The organism is Aeromonas sp. R9-2, assembly GCF_040908025.1.
Taxonomy (GTDB): domain Bacteria; phylum Pseudomonadota; class Gammaproteobacteria; order Enterobacterales; family Aeromonadaceae; genus Aeromonas; species Aeromonas veronii.
On the sequence record NZ_JBFOCX010000034.1, the window covers coordinates 297161 to 316136 of the forward strand.

Below are 18976 nucleotides of genomic sequence, written 5' to 3' on the forward strand. Positions count from 1 at the left end.
ATGGTTCAGGCCCGATTGGACTCCTCCCACCCCTGCTTTTTACGGTAAATGGTGGAGGGGCTGATCTCGAGCAGGGCCGCCGCCTTGGGAATGTTGCCGTCACAGCTGGCGATGGCCTGTTCGATCACCTCTTTCTCCACCAGCCAGAGCGGACGAATCGGCCCGTTGGCCACGCCAGTGGCGGCCGGAGCCGATGCCACCGCTGCCGCAATCGCAGTCGGTAGCTGGGGGCGCACCCCATTGAGCGGTGGCGGCAGAATATCCGGGCTCACCAGCTCCTTGTCATTGAGCACCACGATATTGCGTACCACGTTTTGCAACTCGCGTACGTTGCCGGGCCAGGGGTAGTCGAGCAGCACTCGTGCAGCCTCGACATCAAAATCCTTGAAGCGTTTGTTCTCCTCCTTGGCGTAGCTCTGCAGCAGGGTACGCGCTAGCAGCAGGATATCCTCACCCCGCTCCCGCAGCGGCGGCAGGGTAAGCGGAATGACGTGGAGCCGATAGTAGAGATCCTCGCGAAAACGGCCCGCTTTTACCTCTACCAGCGGATCCCTGTTGGTGGCGCAGATAAAGCGCACATCCACCGTCTCGAGCTTGCCGCTACCGACCCGCTGCACTGTGCCGGTCTGGATAAAGCGCAGCAGCTTGCTCTGCAGGTCGAGATCCATCTCGCAGATCTCGTCGAGAAACAGGGTACCGCCATCGGCCAGACTGGCCGCCCCCTTGCGATCCCCCTGCGCACCGGTAAAAGAGCCCTTCACATGACCGAAGATCTCGCTCTCCATCAAATCATGGGGAATGGCGGCGCAGTTGAGGGCAATAAAGGGCTGTTCGCTGCGGGGACTGCACTGGTGAATCGCCTCGGCACACACCTCTTTGCCGGTGCCGCTCTCGCCAGTGATAAAGACGGTCGCCTTGCTGGGCGCCGCGCTTTCGATGATGCGATAGACCGCCTGCATCGACATGGAGGCACCGATAAAACCGAAGAAGGAGCTACGCTCGAAGTTTTCCCGATAGTGGGCAACCAGCGAGCTCAACTGCTGGTGTTTCAAGGCATTGCGAACAGTGGCGCAGAGCCGCTTGCTGTCAAACGGCTTGGTCAGAAAATCGAAGGCTCCGAGGCGCATCGCCTCCACTGCCACATCCACCGAACCATGGGCGGTGATCACTACCACAGAGCAGGGCAACTGCTGTTCGGTGATCATTTGCAGAATATCCATACCGGACATATCCGGCAGCTCCAGATCCAGCAGCACCACGGGGGGAGGACTTGCCAGCAACTGCGCCAACGCTTGCTGACCACAGTCGGCCAGCACCACCTCATACCCCTCCTGGCGCAGGTACTGTTCATAGACCACCGCCAGACTACGGGTATCTTCCACCAGCAGGACACGCGATTTATTTTCAGCCACTGGACTCATCCTTGTATTTGATTCTGCGATCTATTTTGCCTTATTTTCGCGCGCAAACCCAACGCCAAGACAGCTCTGTTATCCCGCGATTGCAGGGAATACACAAGTAAAAACGGCTCCTTAAGGAGCCGTTTTTAACTACAAGAAGGGATTACTTCTTGGCGTCGTCAGCAGTCGGCTTCTCGATAGCCAGCAGCTCAACGTCAAACACCAGCACGGCATTCGCCGGGATGGAGCCTGCACCGTGCTCGCCATAGGCCAGCTTGGACGGCAGGAAGAACTTGAACTTGGAGCCAACCGGCATCAGCTGCACACCTTCAGTCCAACCCGGGATAACCTGATTGAGCGGGAAGGTAGCCGGCTCGCCGCGATCGACGGAGCTGTCGAACTTGGTGCCATCGGTCAGGGTACCGGTGTAGTGAACCTTGACGATGTCGGTAGATTTCGGCTTGGCGCCAGTGCCCATCTTCTCGACCACGTATTGCAGGCCGGATTCAGTGCTCTTCACACCCTCTTTCTTGGCGTTGGCAGCCAGGAACTCTTCGCCCTTCTTCAAATTCTCAACGGCGTCTTTCTCGGCCTTGGCCTTGGTCAGCTCATTGATCTTGGCGTCGTAATCCTGCAGTACCTTCTGGATCTCTTCATCAGTCATCTTGGCTTCTTTGCCCAGACCGTCAGTCACCCCTTTCAGGATCACGGCGTTGTCCAGTTTGATGCCCAGTTCCTGCTGACGCTCCAGGGTATTGGCGATGTAACGCCCCATGGAGAGGCCAATTGCGTAGCCAGATTGCTCTTCAAAGCTCTTGGCTTCGGCCTTGGTCGCCTCTGCGGGCTTGCTGGCTTCTGCCTTCACTTCGGCGGTATTGGCCGCAGCAGGCTTCTCGTCTTTTTGGCAAGCAGTCAGACCGACGGCAACGGCCGCCGCCAACAGGGACACCTTCAGAAATTTGTTCATCAGTTTCTCCAAACTCCAAATACCGCTCTCGGTTCCATCGTGAAATGAGAGGTTTATCGTGATAAGCGCCTTATACTAACGCCGTGATCGCAGGTAACAAAAGCGTGAGACCGCAAAAATGATAAAAAGTGCCATTTATCTGGTGAGCCTCTGTTTAATGCTCACCGGTTGCGAGCAGAGCTCCCAACCCAACCAGCAAATGACCCTCGCCAGCACGGGTCTGCTGACCGCAGATCTCTCCAGTGATGGCAAGCAGGCCATCGTCTCCAGCATCAGCCAGGGCATCATCGTCTGGGATCTGGAACAGAACCGTCAACGCTGGCGCTGGAAGCAATCCGACTCTGCGGAAGATCTGGTATTCATTACCCGCTTTTCCGAAGGCAACAGCCATGCCGTCACCGCCACCCCAGACACCTTTGCTACCTGGCGGCTGAACGACGGGCAATCACAAGGCTACTACTCACTTCCTGAATCCAGGCTGAGGGACATCGCGCTCTCTGCCGACGGTCGTTATGTGCTGATCGGGCGGGAAGATGGCAAGGCCGAGTGGCTCGATACCCGAAGCGGTCGTCGTCTGCAGTTTCTGGGGCACACCGAACAGGTCAATACGGTCGATCTCTCCGCTAACGGTCGCTACGCCCTGACCGGAGGCAACGACTACAGCGCCTATCTGTGGGATACCCGTAGCGGGCAGGTAATTTGGCGCTTCAACCATGGTGGTCGGGTGATCATGGCCAGACTGGAGCCGAGCGGCCGCTACGCCTTCACCGCCGACAGCAGCCGGGCCAGCATCTGGGATCTGAAAACCGGCAAGGAGGTGAGTCAGCTGCAATATGATCACCGCTTCGAGGTCTACACCAGCGCCCGCTTTGCCAACGACGGCAAGTGGCTCATCACTGGCGCCCCTTCCCGTCAGCTCTCCCTGTGGCAAGTGAGCGATGGCGCCCTGCTGCAGAGCTGGCGCGTCTCGCCGCAACCCAAGGTGAAACCGCCCAGCGCAGTGGTCTACGGCGTCGCTTTGCGCGACAATAGCCACCTTGTCAGTGCCAGCTCCAGTGGTCTGGCCGAAATCTGGACAATCAAGTAAGGACCCGAAGGCCCATGAGTCAGCAACTTAACGATCGCATCGAAACCCTGGAAACCCGTCTCGCCTATGCGGAGTACACCATAGAGCAGCTCAACGACGAGGTAACCACCCAGGGCCGTGAACTCGATCGGCTCAAATACCAGATCCAGCTGCTGATCGACAAACTGCAAAGCGTACAGCCCAGCCAGATTGCCAGCATGGCCGAAGAGACCCCGCCGCCGCACTACTGATGGGTGTGCAATCAACAAGCTGTCTGCTCAAGACCAATAAAAATCCGAAACCGGCTAAACCGGTTTCGGATTTTTTTCATCCAAATGGCCTGACAGCTGCGACTCAGCGCCTCAGAGTCGGCCCGCGTTAACCTTTGTAGATCTTGGGGTTAAACACATCCCGCAGCCAGTCACCCAGCAGGTTGATGACCAGCACCAGCACCACCAGACAGATACCCGGGAAGGCGGTGATCCACCAGGAGCCGGAGAAGATGTAGTTGAAGCCGACGCTGATAAGTGAACCGAGCGAGGGCTGATCAACCGGCATCCCCAGACCGAGGAAGGAGAGCGCCGCCTCGCTCATGATGGCGTTGGCCACCTGCACGGTGGAGATGACCAGAATGGGCGACAAACAGTTGGGCAGAATGTGGCGGAACATGATGCGCGGGGCGCGGAACCCCATCACCTTGGCCGCTTCCACATACTCCTTCTTCTTCTCCGCCAGCACAGAGGCGCGCACAGTACGGGCATACTGCGGCCACTCGGCGATACCGATGATCACCACCAGCATCATGATGGCGAACTTCGAGTAGAACTCGGAGCCAAAGGTCGCCTGAAAGATGGCGGAGATGATGATCGCCACCATCATGGTGGAGAACGACAGCTGCACATCGGCAAAGCGCATCAACAGGTTGTCGATACGACCACCGAAGTAACCGGCAATCAGACCGATGACGATACCGAGCACCAGCTGCAGCGCCACCGCAAACAGGCCGATGGTGAGGGAGATACGGGCGCCATAGAGGATGGTGCTCCAGATATCCCGCCCCTGGTTGTCGGTGCCGAGCCAGAAGCGCTCCTCGCCGCCTTCGAGCCAGGAGGGGGGCAACTCGGCATCCATCAGATCAAAACTGGTCTGGTCATAGACGTTGTGCGGGGCGAGCCAGGGCGCCAGCAGCGCCGCCAGCACGAACACCACAAACACCGCAAAGCTGAACATGGCTACCTTGTCCCGCAGGAAGTAGTAGACGATGTCAGAGTTCTTGAATCGTGCCCAACGGCTTGGGCTTGCAGTTACAGCATTAGTCATGCGCTTACCCCTTGGCAGTCAGGTTAACGGTCGGGTTGATCAACCCGTAGAGCAGGTCGACCAGGGTATTGGTCACCACGAAGATCAATCCCACGAAGATGACGTAGGCGGTGATGAGGGGCGTATCGACCCGGTGGATCGCCTCGAGGAACAGGAAGCCGGTGCCCGGCCACTGGAACACGCTCTCGGTCAGAATGGTGTAGGCCACCATGGTGCCGATCTGCACCCCGCCGACGGTAATAACCGGCAGCATGGTGTTTTTAAGAGCGTGGCTGTAGTAGACCTTGTTGTTGTCCAGCCCCTTGGCGCGGGCGAATTTGACGTACTCGGAGGAGAGCTGCTCCAGCATCTCGGAGCGCACCAAGCGGATAAACAGCGGCAGCATGATGGAAGAGAGCGACACTGCGGGCAGGATCAGGTGCAGGATGCCGTCCCAAGTGAAGAAGCCCGACTCCCAGCCCAGCAGGTTACGGGTCTCGCCGCGGCCATAGGCCGGCAGCCAGCCCAGCTGGATGGAGAAGAGGTACATCAGCATGATGGCGGTCAAAAATACAGGGATCGAGATACCGATACTGCTCCCCGCCATGATGATCTTGGTGGGAATGCTGCGCGGGCGGATCGCCGAATAGACACCGAGTGGAATGGAGACCACCACGATGATGAGCGCAGCAGCAAACACCAGCTCAAGGGTAGCCAACAGCTTGTCGAGGATCACCTCGAGAGCAGGTCGCTTGAAGAAATAGGAGGTGCCCAAATCCCCATGCACCGCATTTTTCAAAAAGCGGCTGTATTTGATGAGGAAGGGATCGTTAAGGCCCATCTTCTCGCGCAACTCGTGACGCTGGGCTTCGGAGACGGATTGTCCCACCAGCTCGCGCAACGGGTCACCCAGGTTGTCCTGGATGGAGAAGGCGACCAGGCTGATGACGAACATCACTATCACGGCCTGATAGAACCGTTTCAGCAGGAATGTAAACATGCTTGTCCTTCTACGTGGCCTGTGTCGTGGCACAGGCTTCTGTTAGTGGGCGGAGTGGCCAGCAGACCACCCCGCCCCGTCCTTCCTTGCGACGTTCTCTTACTTGCTGACCACCAGGTCACCCAGGTAAGGGAAGTTCATCACGTTGACCACCGGCTTGATATCGACGTTCTTCTTGGCGCCATAGGCCAGATCTTCCCAGTGCAACGGCACGTAGGCAGCATCTTCGATCAGCATGGCTTCGACCTTTTTCAGCATCTCGGCACGCTTGGCCGGATCGGTCTCGGCGTTGGCATCCATCACCAGCTTGTCAGCTTCGGCGTTGGCGTAACCGGCGCAGTTGTACTGACCCATACCGGTCTTGGCGTCCTTGGTGAAGGTCAGGAACTCGAAGAAGTTCGCGGTATCTTCAGTGTCGGAGTGCCAGCCGATCAGCTGCATGTCTGCGGCGCACTTGTCAAACTCGGGCCAGTACTGGGCCACCGGCATGGTCTTCAGATCCACCTTGATGTTGATCTTGGCCAGCATGGCGGAGACAGCCTGGGCAATCTTGACGTCGTTGACGTAGCGGGCAGCCGGGGAGATGAAGGTCATCTTGAAGCCTTTCTCGTAACCGGCCTCCTTCATCAGCTCCTTGGCCTTGGCCAGATCATACTGGGGCACCAGCGCCTCGTTGTGACCGGCATAGCCTTTCGGACTCAGCTGGCCAGCAGGGGTACCGAAGCCCTTGTTGATCTTCTCGACGATGCCCACCTGGTTGATGGCGTAGTTGATCGCCTGACGTACACGCTTGTCTTTCAGTGCCGGGTTAGTGTTCTGGTTCAGCTCGATGATGATAGCGCGGGTACCGGACAGGGTGACCAGCTGGGAGTCCTTTCCATTCTTCACGCGCTCCAGATCGTTCGGCGCAACCGGATAGATCATGTCCACGTCGCCACCCAACAGGGCTGCAACACGGGTCGCATCTTCCTTGATCGGCACCACGGTCAGGTTCTCGACGTTACCCTTGGAAGCTTTATCCCAGTAGTTGGCGTTGCGGGCATAATCCAGCTTCACGCCCTGCTCGCGGAACTTGACGGTGAACGGGCCAGTACCGGAGACGTGGGTAGAGGCATAGGAGTCGCCGTTTTTGACGATCTCGGCCTTGTCTTTGCCCGCTTCGGTTTTGCCGGTGTAGAACTTGGAGTCCATCGGGAAGATGTAGGTGACGGTCTGCAGCACCAGCGGGAACGGCTTGGCGGTGATCAGATCGACGGTGTAGTCATCGACCTTCTTCACTTCGCTGATGGGATCGAAGATCGCCTTGAAGTCGACGGAGGATTTCAGGCGGTTAACGGTCCACACCACGTCGTCGGCGGTGAAGTCGTTACCGGAGTGGAACTTGACCCCTTTGCGCAGATGGAAACGGACGGTCTTGTCATCGACACGCTCGAACTTCTCGGCCAGACGGGGCTCGAACTGCAGGTCCTGGGTGTAACGCATCAGGGGATCGAATACCAGGTGCGACATCTCCAGGGTCTGACCGGAGAGCTGCTCCTGCGGATCCAGCGAAGTGGCGTCAGAAGCGACACCCACCTTGATATCAGCGGCTGAGACACTGAAGGCGAAACCGGCGGCAAACAGCGCCAGGGCAATCTTGGACAATCCTTTCTTCATCTTGTTCTCCATGCTTTTGGCTTTCTTATGACACTTTTTTTGACAAGCAGACCGGCGCACCGGCGCTCTCCTAGCTTGCGATTTCCAGCCCCTCGCGGGACATTCCCTTGAACTCCGGCATGAGGGAGATCAGCTTGCGGCTGTACTCATGCTCGGCATTGGTAAAGAGTTTCTCGGTCTCGGCCACCTCCACCAGATGACCGTGCTGCATCACCCCGATGCGGTCGCACATCTGGCGGATCACCGGCAGATCGTGGCTGATAAACAGCATGGTGAGCTTGAGCTCCTGCTGCAGATCCTTGAGCAGGTTGAGGATCTGGGCCTGCACCGACACATCCAGCGCCGAGGTCGGCTCATCGCAGATAAGGAAGCGCGGGCGAGTGGCCAGGGCGCGTGCAATGGAGATGCGCTGGCGCTGACCGCCGGAGAACTCGTGGGGATACTTGACACCGGCACCACGACCGAGACCCACGTGATCCAGCAGATCGCCGACAATCCCCTCAATCTGGCTCTCGCTGCTCGCCAGCTGATGGAAGCGGATCGGCTCGGCAATGATGTCGCGCACCTTCATCCGCGGGTTCATTGACGAATAGGGGTTCTGGAACACCATCTGCATCTGGCGACGCAGCGGGCGACGCTCGCGCTCGCTCTTGAGAGCGGTGAGATCGATCCCCTCGAAGAAGATTTTGCCGGTATCAGGCGGATAGAGGCCGGTGATGGCGCGGGCAATGGTCGATTTGCCGGAGCCCGACTCCCCCACCAGACCGAAGGTCTCCCCTTCGAAGATCTCGAAGCTGATGTTGTTGCAGGCGCGCACATACTGGCGACGGCTCGGGAAGATGGAGTCCTTGGTGACGAACTTCAGATCGACGTTCTCCACCCGCAGCAGCGCCCCTTCATAGGCACGCTCGTCCTGACTCTGGCCGAGCCAGTGGGTCTTGAGGTCGATATTGGTATCCGGCGCACTGGCGTCCTCGATATAGGAGACCAGCGGGAAGCGCACCAGCTTCACATCGGAACGGGGGACCGCCGAGATGAGGCTGCGGGTATAGGGGTGATTGGGGCTGCCCAACACCTGTTCGGTCAGGCCGAACTCCACCAGATCGCCGCGATACATCACCGCCACCTTGTCGGTAACGTTGGAGACCACGCCCATGTCGTGAGTCACCAGCATGCAGCCCACCTGACGCTCTTTGCAGAGGGCGCGGATAAGCTGGAGGATCTGATCCTGAATGGAGACGTCAAGCGCCGTGGTCGGCTCATCAGCGATGATCAGCTCCGGATCGCAGGAGAGCGCGATGGCGATAACCACCCGCTGACGCATGCCACCGGAGAACTGGTGAGGATACTGCTTGATGCGCAGCTCCGGTTGCGGAATACCCACTGCCCCCATCAGCTCCAATGCCTTGGCAAAAGCAGCTTCGCGAGAGAGGTCGGTATTGGCCAGAATGGTCTCCACCAGCTGATGCTCAACGGTGAACAGCGGGTTGAGGGAGGTCATGGGGTCCTGGAAGATGAACCCGATACGGGAGCCACGGATGGCCCGCATCTCATTCTGGCTCTTGCCGGAGATGAGCTCGCCATTGAGATAGATATCACCACGGGCGATGCGACCCGGCGGGCTCAGGAGATCGATAACGGCGTTGCCGATGGTAGACTTGCCGGCGCCGGATTCACCGACCACCCCGACAATCTCACCCTTTTCGATAGAGAAAGAGAGATCCTTCACCGCGGCCAGCACCCCGTAGCGGGAGGGGTACTCGATCCGCAAGTTCTTTACTTCGAGCAAGGACATGTTTACCTCTGCGGGGGACATCCGTCCCAAATAATTCGTCCGTAAATCAGCCGCAGATGCCGGTTGTTACCTTGGGCAATATTTGCTCAATCCATGAGGCAGCGAAACCAGCGATCCGGGCGGGTTTTTTGCATTTTTTTGGAATAACCCGCGAGTAACTTAGACGGTTTGACCACGGGTGTAAATGATTGAGTTATACAATTCCGCAATGTTTTGTGCAGATAACCACCAATTCGGCAGAGATAAATGATGATTTTCATCACACAAATGGCCGGAGCGTCCGTACATCTATTGGTGTCATTACTTTAATTTCAACAACAACGCAACAAGCAGCATTTATCACTATTTCCAAAACAATCACCAGCCCCGAATGAGTAGTGAATATTTATGTGAAATGGATAATAAACGGCAGCATATGCCGATGAATGAAAATTAAGCAGATATAAATCGGGGGATGCCAGAACGGTCATCCCCCGGAAGGCAGCATTCAGCCGAGCCAGAACGCCAGCAATTGCATACAAAACAGGGCAAACAACGCGGCGATCAAATCGTCCAGCATAATGCCGAGGCCACCGTGGATCCGGCGGTCAAACCAGCAGATGGGCCAGGGTTTGAGCACATCGAACAGCCGGAACAGCACGAAGCCGGCCAACACCCACTCCCAGCCAGCCGGGGCGGCAATCATGGTGACACCAAAGCCGATCACCTCGTCCCAGACGATGGCGCCGTGATCCGGCATGCCGATGGCATCGGTGGCGCTCTGGCAGATACGAATACCGACCACAAACCCAACCGCCAGCAAGGCGATAAACCAATAGGTCGGCAGACCGCTCACCAGCAGATAGAGCGGAATCGCCGCCAGGGTGCCCATGGTGCCCGGCGCCTTGGGGCTGAGACCGGAACCAAACCCCACCGCCAAAAAATGAAGCGGATTTTTCAGATCCAGTCGTGTCAGCTCGGGCTTTATCCTGAACAAACTCATGCGAAGTGATCCCACCCTTTCAGTTGCAGCTCGACCGCTTGGTCGCCACGCTGGTAGTCGATGCCCGGCTCGCCCGCCACGATGCGGCCGATGCGGCTGAACTTGACCCCGCTGTGGGCCAGCGCCGTATCGAGCGCGCCGCGGTGCTCCTCCGGTACGGTAAAGCAGAGCTCGTAGTCATCGCCACCGGCCAGCGCCAGTTGCCACGCCTCCTGCTCGCTCACCGCATCCTGCAGCACCGGCGAGAGCGGTAGCAGATCGAGATCGATCTGGGCCCGTACACCGGAGGCCTTGAGGATATGGCCGAGATCCGATGCCAGACCGTCGGAGAGATCCAGCGCACTACCCGCCAGCCCGCGCAGCGCCTGACCGGCCAGAATGCGGGGATGGGGATGGTCAAGCCGTGGCAGCACCGCTGCCAGCTGGTTCTCGTTGAGGGTGCGTTTGCCCAGCAGATGGGAGAGTGCCAACGCGGCATCCCCCAGGGTACCGGTCACATAGATGCCGTCACCGGCTTTGGCGCCGCTGCGCATCAAGGCGCGCCCGGCAGGCACCGATCCCTTCACCGAGATGGTGATGGAGAGCGGCCCGCGGGTCATGTCTCCGCCCACCAGCGCCACATTGTAGTACTCGGCCAGCTCCAGAAACCCTTCGGCAAAACCGGCGACCCAACCTTCGTTAATGGCAGGCAGAGTCAGCGCCAGCGACACCCAGCGCGGCTCGGCCCCCATGGCGGCGAGATCGGAGAGATTGACCGCCAGCGCCTTGTAGCCGAGATCCACCGGATCCATGTCGGGAAAGAAGTGTACGCCGCTCACCAGAGTGTCGGTGCTCACCGCCAGTTGGGTATCGGGGGGCAGGGTCAGCAGGGCACAGTCATCTCCAGGGCCCATCACCACGTCCTTGCGGGCGTGGGGGACCTTGAAGTACTTATCAATCAGCTCAAATTCACCCATACAGTAAAAAGCCAGCAATAAGCTGGCTCCTCTCTTAGATGCTGACGGACAGCAGGATCAACGCTTGTTCAGCGACTTGATCACCTTGTCCAGTACACCGTTGACAAACTTGTGGCTGTCATCGGCAGCAAAAGCTTTGGCCAGCTCGATCGCTTCGTTGATGACCACGCGCGGCGGTACATCATCACGACGGGTCAGCTCGTAGGTCGCCAGACGCAGGATCGCCTTGTCCACCATGTCCACTTCTTCCAGTGGACGGGAGAGGAAAGGTGCAAACACCTTGTCCAGCTCGCTGCAGTGGAGGGCTACCCCGAACAGCAGATCGCGGAAATAGTTCAGGTCTACACCCTTGGTGTCCTGATCGATCTTGAACTGCTCTTCGATGTCACCCACGTTAGCCTTGGTCATCTGCCACTGGTAGATGGCCTGGGTGGCGCAATGGCGGGCTTTACGGCGCTCAGACGGTTTCAATGTACTTCTCCTCGTTACACGTCCAGTTCTTTCAGGACGTTGATCATTTCGAGCGCTGCCAGTGCAGCCTCTGCACCCTTGTTACCCGCCTTGGTACCTGCACGCTCGATGGCTTGTTCAATGTTTTCAGTGGTCAGCACACCGAAGGCAACGGGAATTTCATATTCCATCATTACCTGGGCCATGCCCTTGCTGTTCTCGTTTGCCACCAGGTCGAAGTGGTAGGTGCCGCCACGGATGACAGTACCGACCGCCACGATGGCATCATATTGACCACTCTTGGCCAGCTTCTTGATGACCAATGGCATTTCAACCGCGCCCGGCACTTTTACCAGTGTCAGGTTGCTGTCCTGCACTTGACCTTGACGCTTCAGTACGTCCACCGCGCCGTTCACCAGACTGTCGTTGATGAAGCTGTTGAAACGGGCAACAACAATAGCAACGCGCGCCTCAGGAGCGGCGATATTTCCTTCGATAACCTTCATTGGAAATCCTGTATCTGTGCAATCAAAAGGGCCGGAGTCAAAAGTGCGCACATTCTAGCACAACAGACCCACGACAAAAACCATGGCCGCAATAGACGGCCATGATCGCGAATTAACCAGTCCGGCGCACTTGCTCGCCGGTAAATTCCACGACTTCCAGACCGAAACCGCCCGGAAGGGGATGGTACTTCTCTGGTAGTACGTTACTCGCCGACGTACTCAACCACTTCCAGACCGAAACCGCCGAGGGCATGGTATTTCTTCGGCGAGCTCAACAGGCGCATCTTGCTCACGCCAAGGGCCTTGAGGATCTGGGAACCCACACCAACCCGGCGCGAGGTGCCCTGCCACTTGGCTCCTTCCGGTGCTAGCCCCTTGTCGGCGGCTTCAAAACCCTTGACCCTAGCCAGCAGCTCGGCGCCATGGGATTCCGCCCCCAAAATCACCAGCACGCCACCCTCGTCAGCGATGCGAGCCATGGATTTGGGCAGCGGCCAGCTTCGGGCGGCGTGGCGGTCGGTCAGCAGCAGATCGCTCAGCACATCATGCAGGTGCACCCGCACCAGGGTCGGCTGGTCGGCCTGCACCTCACCCTTTTTCAGGGCGAAGTGAACCTGATTGTCGATGGTGTCGCGGAAGGTGATGAGGTCGAACTCGCCAAATTCGGTGGGCAACTTGCACTCGGCCACCTTCTCGACCGTGGTCTCGTGCTGGTTGCGGTACTCGATAAGGTCGGCGATGGTGCCAAGCTTGATGCCGTGCTCCTCGGCGAACACCTCCAGATCCGGACGGCGCGCCATGGTGCCATCTTCGTTGAGGATCTCGACGATGACGGCCGCAGGCTCGAAACCAGCCAGACGGGCCAGATCGCAACCCGCTTCGGTGTGACCGGCGCGGGTCAGCACGCCGCCATCCTGTGCCATCAGCGGGAAGATGTGGCCCGGCTGCACCAGATCGGCCGCCTTGGCATTGGGCGCCACAGCCGCCTGCACGGTCACCGCGCGATCGGCGGCTGAGATACCTGTGGTCACCCCTTCCGCCGCCTCGATGGAGACGGTAAAGGCGGTGGAGAACTGGGCATTGTTGCGATCCACCATCAGCGGCAGCGCCAATTGCTTGCAGCGATCCCGGGTCAGGGTCAGGCAGATGAGGCCACGACCGTAGCGGGCCATGAAGTTGATATCCTCCGGACGGACGCAGGAAGCGGCCATGATGAGGTCCCCTTCGTTCTCCCTGTCTTCGTCATCCATCAGGATCACCATCTTGCCAGCCTTGATATCGGCAATGATTTCCTGGGTTGTGCTCAGCGCCATGGGCTACTCCATCAGTGTGCTTGGGGGTTGAGCCCGCAGGCTCAACGCAAATGCGAGTGTATGTTGCTCTAGATTGGGGCTCGCGGCTCCATTTCAATCAGAGCGGGATCACAGAAAATCGTTTTGGTGGCCAGATTCAGCGCACACTGTCAGAGAAAACCGGCCTTGGCCAGCGTCTCCATGGTCAGGGTCGAGGCGCTACTCTCCTGACTTTTCCCCATCATCAGCCGCTCCAGATAGCGGGCGATCTGATCCACCTCGAGGTTGACCTTGTGGCCCGGCTTCCAGCTGGCGATGGTGGTCTCCTGCGCGGTGTGGGGCACGATAGTCAGGCGGAAAAGGTCCCCCTGCACCGCGTTGACGGTGAGGCTGATGCCATCCACCGCAATGGAGCCCTTCTCGGCGATATAGCGGGAGAGCTCGCCCGGCGCCTTGATCCAGTATTCGATGGCGCGGCCGCTGCTGGAGACGCTTTTCACTTCCCCTACCCCGTCCACATGGCCGGAGACCAGATGGCCGCCGAGGCGGGAGGTGGGCATCAGCGCCTTCTCGAGGTTGACCCGATCGCCCACCCTGGCGGCGGCAAAACCGGTACGGGAGAGGGTTTCCAGCGACACGTCGGCGGTATAACTCTTGTCGCCCAGCGCCACCACGGTGAGGCAGACGCCGTTGGTGGCGATGGAGTCGCCCAGTTTGACGTCGCTAAAATCCAGACCTGGTGCGTGGACGGTGAGGGCCATGTCATCGCCCTGACGGCGCAGCTCGGCCAGGGTTCCCACCGCTTCGATAATTCCGGTAAACATGCAAATCACCTTGCTGATGACGGGGGCTGATTATGCCCCCTTGAACATTGATAAATCAGGCTATTTTGGCGGTAATGCGAATATCCGGCCCCACCATGCGCACATCCTTGATGGCGAGCTTGGGGGCCTGGAACAGCCGGGTCAGACCCGGCAGATGGAACAGGCCGCGCCCTTCGTCACCTATCAGTTTGGGTGCCTGATAGAGCACCAGCTCATCCACCAGCCCTTTTTCCAGCAGAGCGCCGCACAGCCGCGGCCCCGACTCGACCAGTACCGAGTTGACGTTCTGCTTGGCCAACAGCATGAAGAGGCTGACCAGATCCAGCTTGCCATCCAGCAGCGGCAGCTCCAGCTGCTGCACCCACTCGGGCCACTCGCCGGACGCCTGGTGACGGGCCAGCAGCACCGGGCTCTCGCTCTGGAACAGCGGCAAGTCGGGAGTGAGGCGGTTTTGCGAATCGACGATGACTCGCAGCGGCTGGCGCAGGGTCTCTTTGGGATAACTTGCCTTGACCGAGGGGGGCAGCTCGTCCCAGCGCACGGTCAGGGAAGCGCCATCGGCCAGCACGGTTTCGGCGCTGGAGAGCACCGCATCGTGGCGGGCCCGCAGCCGCTGCACGTCACGGCGCGCATCCGGGGAGGTGATCCACTGGCTCTCGCCGCTCGCCATGGCGGTACGGCCATCGAGGCTGACCCCCAGCTTGACGGTCACCCGCGGGAAGGCGGTACGCATCCGCTTGAAAAAGCCCGGGTTGAGCGCTTCGGCTTCGCTCGCCAGCAGGCCGAAATCTGTCTTGATCCCCGCTTCGGAGAGCATCCGCAGGCCACGCCCACCCACCTGGGGATTAGGATCGACCATGGCCGCCACCACCCGCGCTACGCCAGCATTGATCAGCGCCTCGGCGCAGGGGGGAGTACGACCATGATGGGAGCAGGGTTCGAGGGTTACATAGGCGGTAGCACCACGGGCGTTGTCACCGGCGGCGCGCAGGGCGTAAACCTCGGCATGAGGCTCGCCCGCCTTCTGATGCCACCCTTCGCCAACCACCACGCCATCTTTGACCAGCACGGCGCCGACGCAGGGATTGGGGGCCGTGGTGTAGCGGCCGCGACGAGCCAGTTCGAGGGCCCGACTCATCCATTGGTAATCATCTTGACTAAACATTCGGGCTCCTTTGACAACACATCTCGGCTTTACGCAGTATCGTAGGTTCGATTAGCACAGCGTGATCGGACGCGGCAACATGGGTGAGAATGGCGGTTTACTTCTCCAGCTTGGCGATCTCTTCGCCGAACTCGCGAATATCTTCGAAGCTGCGATAGACGGAGGCAAAGCGGATATAGGCCACCTTGTCCAGACTCTTGAGCTCATCCATCACCAGATTGCCCACCAGCTCGGAGGCGACTTCGCGCTCGCCGGTGGCACGCAGGCGGGATTTGATATGGTTGACCGCCTTTTCGATGGCTTCCATGCTCACCGGCCGCTTCTCCAGCGCCCGCAGGATGCCGGCGCGCAGCTTGTCTTCATTGAACGGCTCGCGGGAACCGTTGGACTTGATGACGCGGGGCATCACCAGCTCGGCCATCTCGAAGGTGGTAAAACGCTCGTGACAGAGCAGACACTCACGACGGCGGCGCACCTGATGGCCTTCTGCCACCAGACGGGAATCGATCACCTTGGTATCAACCGCACTACAGAATGGGCAATGCATCGGACCTCCGGCGTTAATGGAACAGGGACCGGCCCGGCGGGCCAGGATCTAGGTCGGCCAGTGTAGCACGGCCATCCAAAACCGGTAAAAGCCAGAAAAAACAATGCCACCCGCAGGTGGCATTGGTCTCAAACCGGATGGTCTGACTTATCAGCCATAAACCGGGAAGCGGCGGCAGATATCCAGCACCTTCTCGCGCACTGTGGCCAGCACGGCATCGTTGTCGTGGTTGTCCAGTACGTCGCAGATCCAGTGGGTCAGCTCGATGGACTCGGCCTCCTTGAAACCGCGGCGGGTGATGGCCGGGGTACCGATCCGCACACCGGAGGTGACGAACGGGGAGCGCGGGTCGTTGGGCACTGAGTTCTTGTTGACGGTGATGTTGGCTTTGCCCAGCGCAGCGTCAGCATCCTTACCGGTCAGCTCGCGGCCGATCAGGTCAACCAGCATCAGATGGTTGTCGGTACCGCCGGAGACGATCTTGTAACCGCGCTCGATAAAGGTGGCAGCCATCGCCTTGGCGTTTTTCACGACCTGAGCCTGATAGGTCTTGAACTCCGGCTCCAGCGCCTCTTTGAAGGCAACGGCTTTACCGGCGATGACGTGCATCAGCGGGCCACCCTGACCACCCGGGAAGACGGCGGAGTTGAGCTTCTTGTAGAGCTCCTCGTCGTCAGCGGCGGAGAGGATCAGACCACCGCGCGGACCGGCCAGGGTCTTGTGGGTGGTGGAGGTGACCACGTGAGCGTGGGGAACCGGGTTCGGGTAGACACCAGCGGCAATCAGGCCAGCCACGTGGGCCATGTCGACGAACAGGTAGGCACCGACCTTGTCGGCGATTTCGCGCATGCGGGCCCAGTCAACGATGCCGGAGTAGGCGGAGAAGCCACCGATCATCATCTTCGGCTTGTGCTCGACAGCCTGACGTTCCATGTCGTCGTAGTCGATCTTGCCGGACTCATCGATACCGTAAGGCACGATGTTGTAAAGCTTGCCGGAGAAGTTGACCGGAGAGCCGTGGGTCAGGTGACCGCCGTGGGCCAGGTTCATGCCCAGTACGGTGTCGCCCGGCTGCAGCAGAGCCATGTAAACGGCGCTATTGGCCTGAGAGCCGGAGTGCGGCTGCACGTTGGCGTAGGTGGCACCGAACAGCTCTTTGGCGCGCTCGATGGCCAGGGTTTCGACCACATCCACATACTCGCAACCACCGTAGTAACGCTTGGAGGGGTAACCTTCGGCGTACTTGTTGGTCAGCTGGGAGCCCTGGGCTTCCATGACACGGGGGCTGGTGTAGTTCTCAGACGCAATCAGCTCGATATGCTCTTCCTGACGACGGGTTTCGTCTGTGATGGCCTGCCACAATTGCGGATCATAATTGGCGATGGTCATGTCACGTTTCAACATCCGTTTCTCTCCTGAAAATCGTTTGCGCGTTAGGTGAAGTGGGCGCGGGCATTGTAACGTGAGCTGGATCAAAGAGACAGTCCAACCACCTAAAAAACCGCCTCCCCGGCACTCCGTGGCCCATGGAATTAGAAACACGTCCACTACACTGATCTCACCGGACAGTGGTCGTTTGCTTTTTGGAGGCTTAGTCCCCGTCAAAAAACCTGACCCAGGGGAAGCTGCGGACCCGTGAGTGGTGGCACCTTGGTGACCCCGTTTAGGAATGTGATCGAATCCGAGTCCCCGTCCGGCACTATTTGTGATGGAGGGGTATTCATGAAAAAGCACAACACAGAACACGGTTTGCCGATCATCCATGCCCGCGCCGCGGGCATTGATATCGGTTCACGGTTCCATGTGGTTGCGGTGCCCACCGCGCTCGCCGAAGAACCAGTGCAAACCTTTCAGGCTTTCACGGCAGACCTGGAGCGTATGGCTGCTTGGTTGGTCGAGCTTGGGATCACTACCGTGGCAATGGAATCAACGGGTGTGTATTGGATACCCGTGTACGAGATCCTGGAGACCCATGGCTTACAGGTCATCTTGGCTAACGCCCGGGATGCCCGGGCCGTACCTGGGCGCAAAACTGACGTCAACGATGCGCAATGGATCCAGCGCCTGCATGCTTGCGGTCTACTGCGCGCCAGCTTCCATCCTGAGCGGGAGATCGCCGCGCTGCGCAGTTATCTGCGGCTACGTGAACGTCACCTCGATTACGCTGCGGCCCATATCCAGCACATGCAGAAGGCGCTAACTCACATGAACCTGCAATTGCAGCATGTGGTGAGTGACATCACCGGCGCCACCGGTATGCGGATCATCCGTGCCATTGTCGCAGGAGAGCGAAATGCCACGATGCTCGCCGCCATGCGCGACTTGCGCTGTCAGTCGAGCGTCGAAACCATCCAACGTGCGCTGGTTGGCAATTACCAGCCCGAGCATGTGTTTGCCTTGAGTCAGGCACTGGCCATGTATGACGCCTACCAGGCCCAGATTTCTCTCTGTGATGAGCAGATTGCCCAAAGCTTGCAACAACTCTCTCGTGGTAAGCCCCGTCCCAGCGAAGCGCTACCCAAGCCTCGCCACCGTACCCGGCAGCCGAACGCACTCAACTTTGATGTCCGCACCTTGCTCTATCAACTGGTCGGTATCGATCTGACCCAGATCCATGGCATTGGCCCTTACCTGGCACTGCGTCTGGTGGCCGAGTGTGGAACGGATCTGAGTCGCTGGCGAACGGCCCAACACTTCACCTCATGGCTGACACTGGCTCCGGGCTGCCGGATCAGTGGTGGCAAGGTACTGTCAGCTCATACTCGCAAGACCAAGAATCGAGTCACCGCCCACCTACGACTGGCAGCGGTGACCATCGGCAGAACAAATACAGCGCTGGGGGCATTCTACCGACGGTTGTCAGCGCGCATCAGCAAAGCGAAGGCGGTCACCGCCACGGCCCGCAAGATTGCGGTCTTGTTCTATAACGCCATGCGTTTTGGTATGGAATATCAGGATCCTGGCGCCGATCACTACGAGCAGCAGTACCGCGATCGGGTGGTCAAGGGATTGCACCGTCGGGCCGCCGAATTTGGTTTTACCCTACAGGCAATCGAGGGTGTTTCTTAGGA

General features: G+C 59.0%; 18 protein-coding genes. 3 read left to right on the forward strand and 15 right to left on the reverse strand.

Annotated features, from left to right (window positions below; genetic code table 11):
- Positions 1-5 precede the first annotated feature (5 nt).
- Positions 6-1412, reverse strand: a complete 1407-nt coding sequence (locus AB5Y71_RS19720; protein ID WP_100654426.1) for a sigma-54 dependent transcriptional regulator — start codon at positions 1410-1412, stop codon at positions 6-8.
- Positions 1413-1563: 151 nt separating this feature from the next.
- Positions 1564-2367 (reverse strand): FKBP-type peptidyl-prolyl cis-trans isomerase, encoded by an 804-nt coding sequence (gene fkpA / locus AB5Y71_RS19725; protein WP_005335283.1) that lies wholly within the window; start codon positions 2365-2367, stop codon positions 1564-1566.
- A 118-nt stretch (positions 2368-2485) separates the two neighbouring features.
- Between fkpA and AB5Y71_RS19730 the strand changes: the two genes are divergently transcribed.
- The gene (locus tag AB5Y71_RS19730) at positions 2486-3454 is read left to right on the forward strand and encodes a hypothetical protein (RefSeq protein WP_005349516.1); all 969 of its coding nucleotides are present in this window, start codon (positions 2486-2488) and stop codon (positions 3452-3454) included.
- Between the two features lie 14 nt (positions 3455-3468).
- Positions 3469-3684 carry a SlyX family protein gene (locus AB5Y71_RS19735; protein ID WP_005335285.1) on the forward strand — a complete coding sequence of 72 codons (216 nt, stop codon included), beginning with the start codon at positions 3469-3471 and terminating at the stop codon, positions 3682-3684.
- A 127-nt stretch (positions 3685-3811) separates the two neighbouring features.
- Here AB5Y71_RS19735 and AB5Y71_RS19740 read toward each other — a convergent pair whose 3' ends face one another.
- The 13 genes from AB5Y71_RS19740 to glyA all read right to left on the reverse strand — a co-directional run bounded on the left by AB5Y71_RS19740 (position 3812) and on the right by glyA (position 17309).
- Positions 3812-4753 (reverse strand): ABC transporter permease, encoded by a 942-nt coding sequence (locus AB5Y71_RS19740; protein WP_019445927.1) that lies wholly within the window; start codon positions 4751-4753, stop codon positions 3812-3814.
- A gap of 4 nt (positions 4754-4757) precedes the next feature.
- Positions 4758-5732, reverse strand: coding sequence for an ABC transporter permease (locus AB5Y71_RS19745; RefSeq protein ID WP_368172264.1), 975 nt, complete (start codon positions 5730-5732; stop codon positions 4758-4760).
- Between the two features lie 99 nt (positions 5733-5831).
- Positions 5832-7388 (reverse strand): ABC transporter substrate-binding protein, encoded by a 1557-nt coding sequence (locus AB5Y71_RS19750; protein WP_042054176.1) that lies wholly within the window; start codon positions 7386-7388, stop codon positions 5832-5834.
- 70 nt (positions 7389-7458) lie between these two features.
- On the reverse strand, positions 7459-9183 hold the full coding sequence (locus AB5Y71_RS19755; protein ID WP_005358467.1) for an ABC transporter ATP-binding protein: 1725 nt from the start codon (positions 9181-9183) through the stop codon (positions 7459-7461).
- A gap of 487 nt (positions 9184-9670) precedes the next feature.
- The gene (locus AB5Y71_RS19760; protein WP_123173662.1) at positions 9671-10165 is read right to left on the reverse strand and encodes a phosphatidylglycerophosphatase A; all 495 of its coding nucleotides are present in this window, start codon (positions 10163-10165) and stop codon (positions 9671-9673) included.
- On the reverse strand, positions 10162-11121 hold the full coding sequence (gene thiL / locus AB5Y71_RS19765) for a thiamine-phosphate kinase (RefSeq protein WP_100654855.1): 960 nt from the start codon (positions 11119-11121) through the stop codon (positions 10162-10164). The genes AB5Y71_RS19760 and thiL overlap by 4 nt, the downstream gene beginning before the upstream one ends.
- A 57-nt stretch (positions 11122-11178) precedes the next feature.
- Positions 11179-11592 carry a transcription antitermination factor NusB gene (gene nusB / locus AB5Y71_RS19770; protein WP_005343514.1) on the reverse strand — a complete coding sequence of 138 codons (414 nt, stop codon included), beginning with the start codon at positions 11590-11592 and terminating at the stop codon, positions 11179-11181.
- Between the two features lie 14 nt (positions 11593-11606).
- Positions 11607-12077, reverse strand: coding sequence for a 6,7-dimethyl-8-ribityllumazine synthase (gene ribE / locus AB5Y71_RS19775; RefSeq protein ID WP_005338866.1), 471 nt, complete (start codon positions 12075-12077; stop codon positions 11607-11609).
- Positions 12078-12280: 203 nt separating this feature from the next.
- A complete protein-coding gene (gene ribBA, locus AB5Y71_RS19780; RefSeq protein WP_005358461.1) occupies positions 12281-13390 on the reverse strand; it encodes a bifunctional 3,4-dihydroxy-2-butanone-4-phosphate synthase/GTP cyclohydrolase II in 1110 nt (369 codons plus the stop codon).
- A 149-nt stretch (positions 13391-13539) separates the two neighbouring features.
- Positions 13540-14193: a riboflavin synthase gene (locus AB5Y71_RS19785; RefSeq protein ID WP_005349507.1), complete on the reverse strand. Its 654-nt coding sequence runs from the start codon at positions 14191-14193 to the stop codon at positions 13540-13542.
- Positions 14194-14248: 55 nt separating this feature from the next.
- Positions 14249-15358, reverse strand: a complete 1110-nt coding sequence (ribD, locus tag AB5Y71_RS19790; protein WP_368172265.1) for a bifunctional diaminohydroxyphosphoribosylaminopyrimidine deaminase/5-amino-6-(5-phosphoribosylamino)uracil reductase RibD — start codon at positions 15356-15358, stop codon at positions 14249-14251.
- Between the two features lie 97 nt (positions 15359-15455).
- Positions 15456-15905 carry a transcriptional regulator NrdR gene (nrdR, locus tag AB5Y71_RS19795; protein WP_005338880.1) on the reverse strand — a complete coding sequence of 150 codons (450 nt, stop codon included), beginning with the start codon at positions 15903-15905 and terminating at the stop codon, positions 15456-15458.
- 150 nt (positions 15906-16055) lie between these two features.
- On the reverse strand, positions 16056-17309 hold the full coding sequence (glyA, locus tag AB5Y71_RS19800) for a serine hydroxymethyltransferase (RefSeq protein ID WP_005338884.1): 1254 nt from the start codon (positions 17307-17309) through the stop codon (positions 16056-16058).
- Between the two features lie 318 nt (positions 17310-17627).
- On the opposite strand from glyA, the gene AB5Y71_RS19805 reads away from it, so the two are divergent.
- On the forward strand, positions 17628-18974 hold the full coding sequence (locus AB5Y71_RS19805) for an IS110 family transposase (protein WP_368171845.1): 1347 nt from the start codon (positions 17628-17630) through the stop codon (positions 18972-18974).
- The last annotated feature ends 2 nt before the right edge of the window (positions 18975-18976 follow it).

Coding starts and splice junctions, on each gene's coding strand:
- AB5Y71_RS19785 (WP_005349507.1), bottom strand. CDS start 14,193: ATGTTTACCGGAATTATCGAAGCGGTGGGAACCCTGGCCGAGCTGCGC.
- AB5Y71_RS19745 (WP_368172264.1), bottom strand. CDS start 5,732: ATGTTTACATTCCTGCTGAAACGGTTCTATCAGGCCGTGATAGTGATG.
- fkpA (WP_005335283.1), bottom strand. CDS start 2,367: ATGAACAAATTTCTGAAGGTGTCCCTGTTGGCGGCGGCCGTTGCCGTC.
- ribD (WP_368172265.1), bottom strand. CDS start 15,358: ATGTTTAGTCAAGATGATTACCAATGGATGAGTCGGGCCCTCGAACTG.
- AB5Y71_RS19805 (WP_368171845.1), top strand. CDS start 17,628: ATGAAAAAGCACAACACAGAACACGGTTTGCCGATCATCCATGCCCGC.
- ribE (WP_005338866.1), bottom strand. CDS start 12,077: ATGAAGGTTATCGAAGGAAATATCGCCGCTCCTGAGGCGCGCGTTGCT.
- AB5Y71_RS19730 (WP_005349516.1), top strand. CDS start 2,486: ATGATAAAAAGTGCCATTTATCTGGTGAGCCTCTGTTTAATGCTCACC.
- AB5Y71_RS19755 (WP_005358467.1), bottom strand. CDS start 9,183: ATGTCCTTGCTCGAAGTAAAGAACTTGCGGATCGAGTACCCCTCCCGC.
- AB5Y71_RS19750 (WP_042054176.1), bottom strand. CDS start 7,388: ATGAAGAAAGGATTGTCCAAGATTGCCCTGGCGCTGTTTGCCGCCGGT.
- thiL (WP_100654855.1), bottom strand. CDS start 11,121: ATGGGTGAATTTGAGCTGATTGATAAGTACTTCAAGGTCCCCCACGCC.
- AB5Y71_RS19740 (WP_019445927.1), bottom strand. CDS start 4,753: ATGACTAATGCTGTAACTGCAAGCCCAAGCCGTTGGGCACGATTCAAG.
- ribBA (WP_005358461.1), bottom strand. CDS start 13,390: ATGGCGCTGAGCACAACCCAGGAAATCATTGCCGATATCAAGGCTGGC.
- nrdR (WP_005338880.1), bottom strand. CDS start 15,905: ATGCATTGCCCATTCTGTAGTGCGGTTGATACCAAGGTGATCGATTCC.
- glyA (WP_005338884.1), bottom strand. CDS start 17,309: ATGTTGAAACGTGACATGACCATCGCCAATTATGATCCGCAATTGTGG.
- AB5Y71_RS19735 (WP_005335285.1), top strand. CDS start 3,469: ATGAGTCAGCAACTTAACGATCGCATCGAAACCCTGGAAACCCGTCTC.
- AB5Y71_RS19760 (WP_123173662.1), bottom strand. CDS start 10,165: ATGAGTTTGTTCAGGATAAAGCCCGAGCTGACACGACTGGATCTGAAA.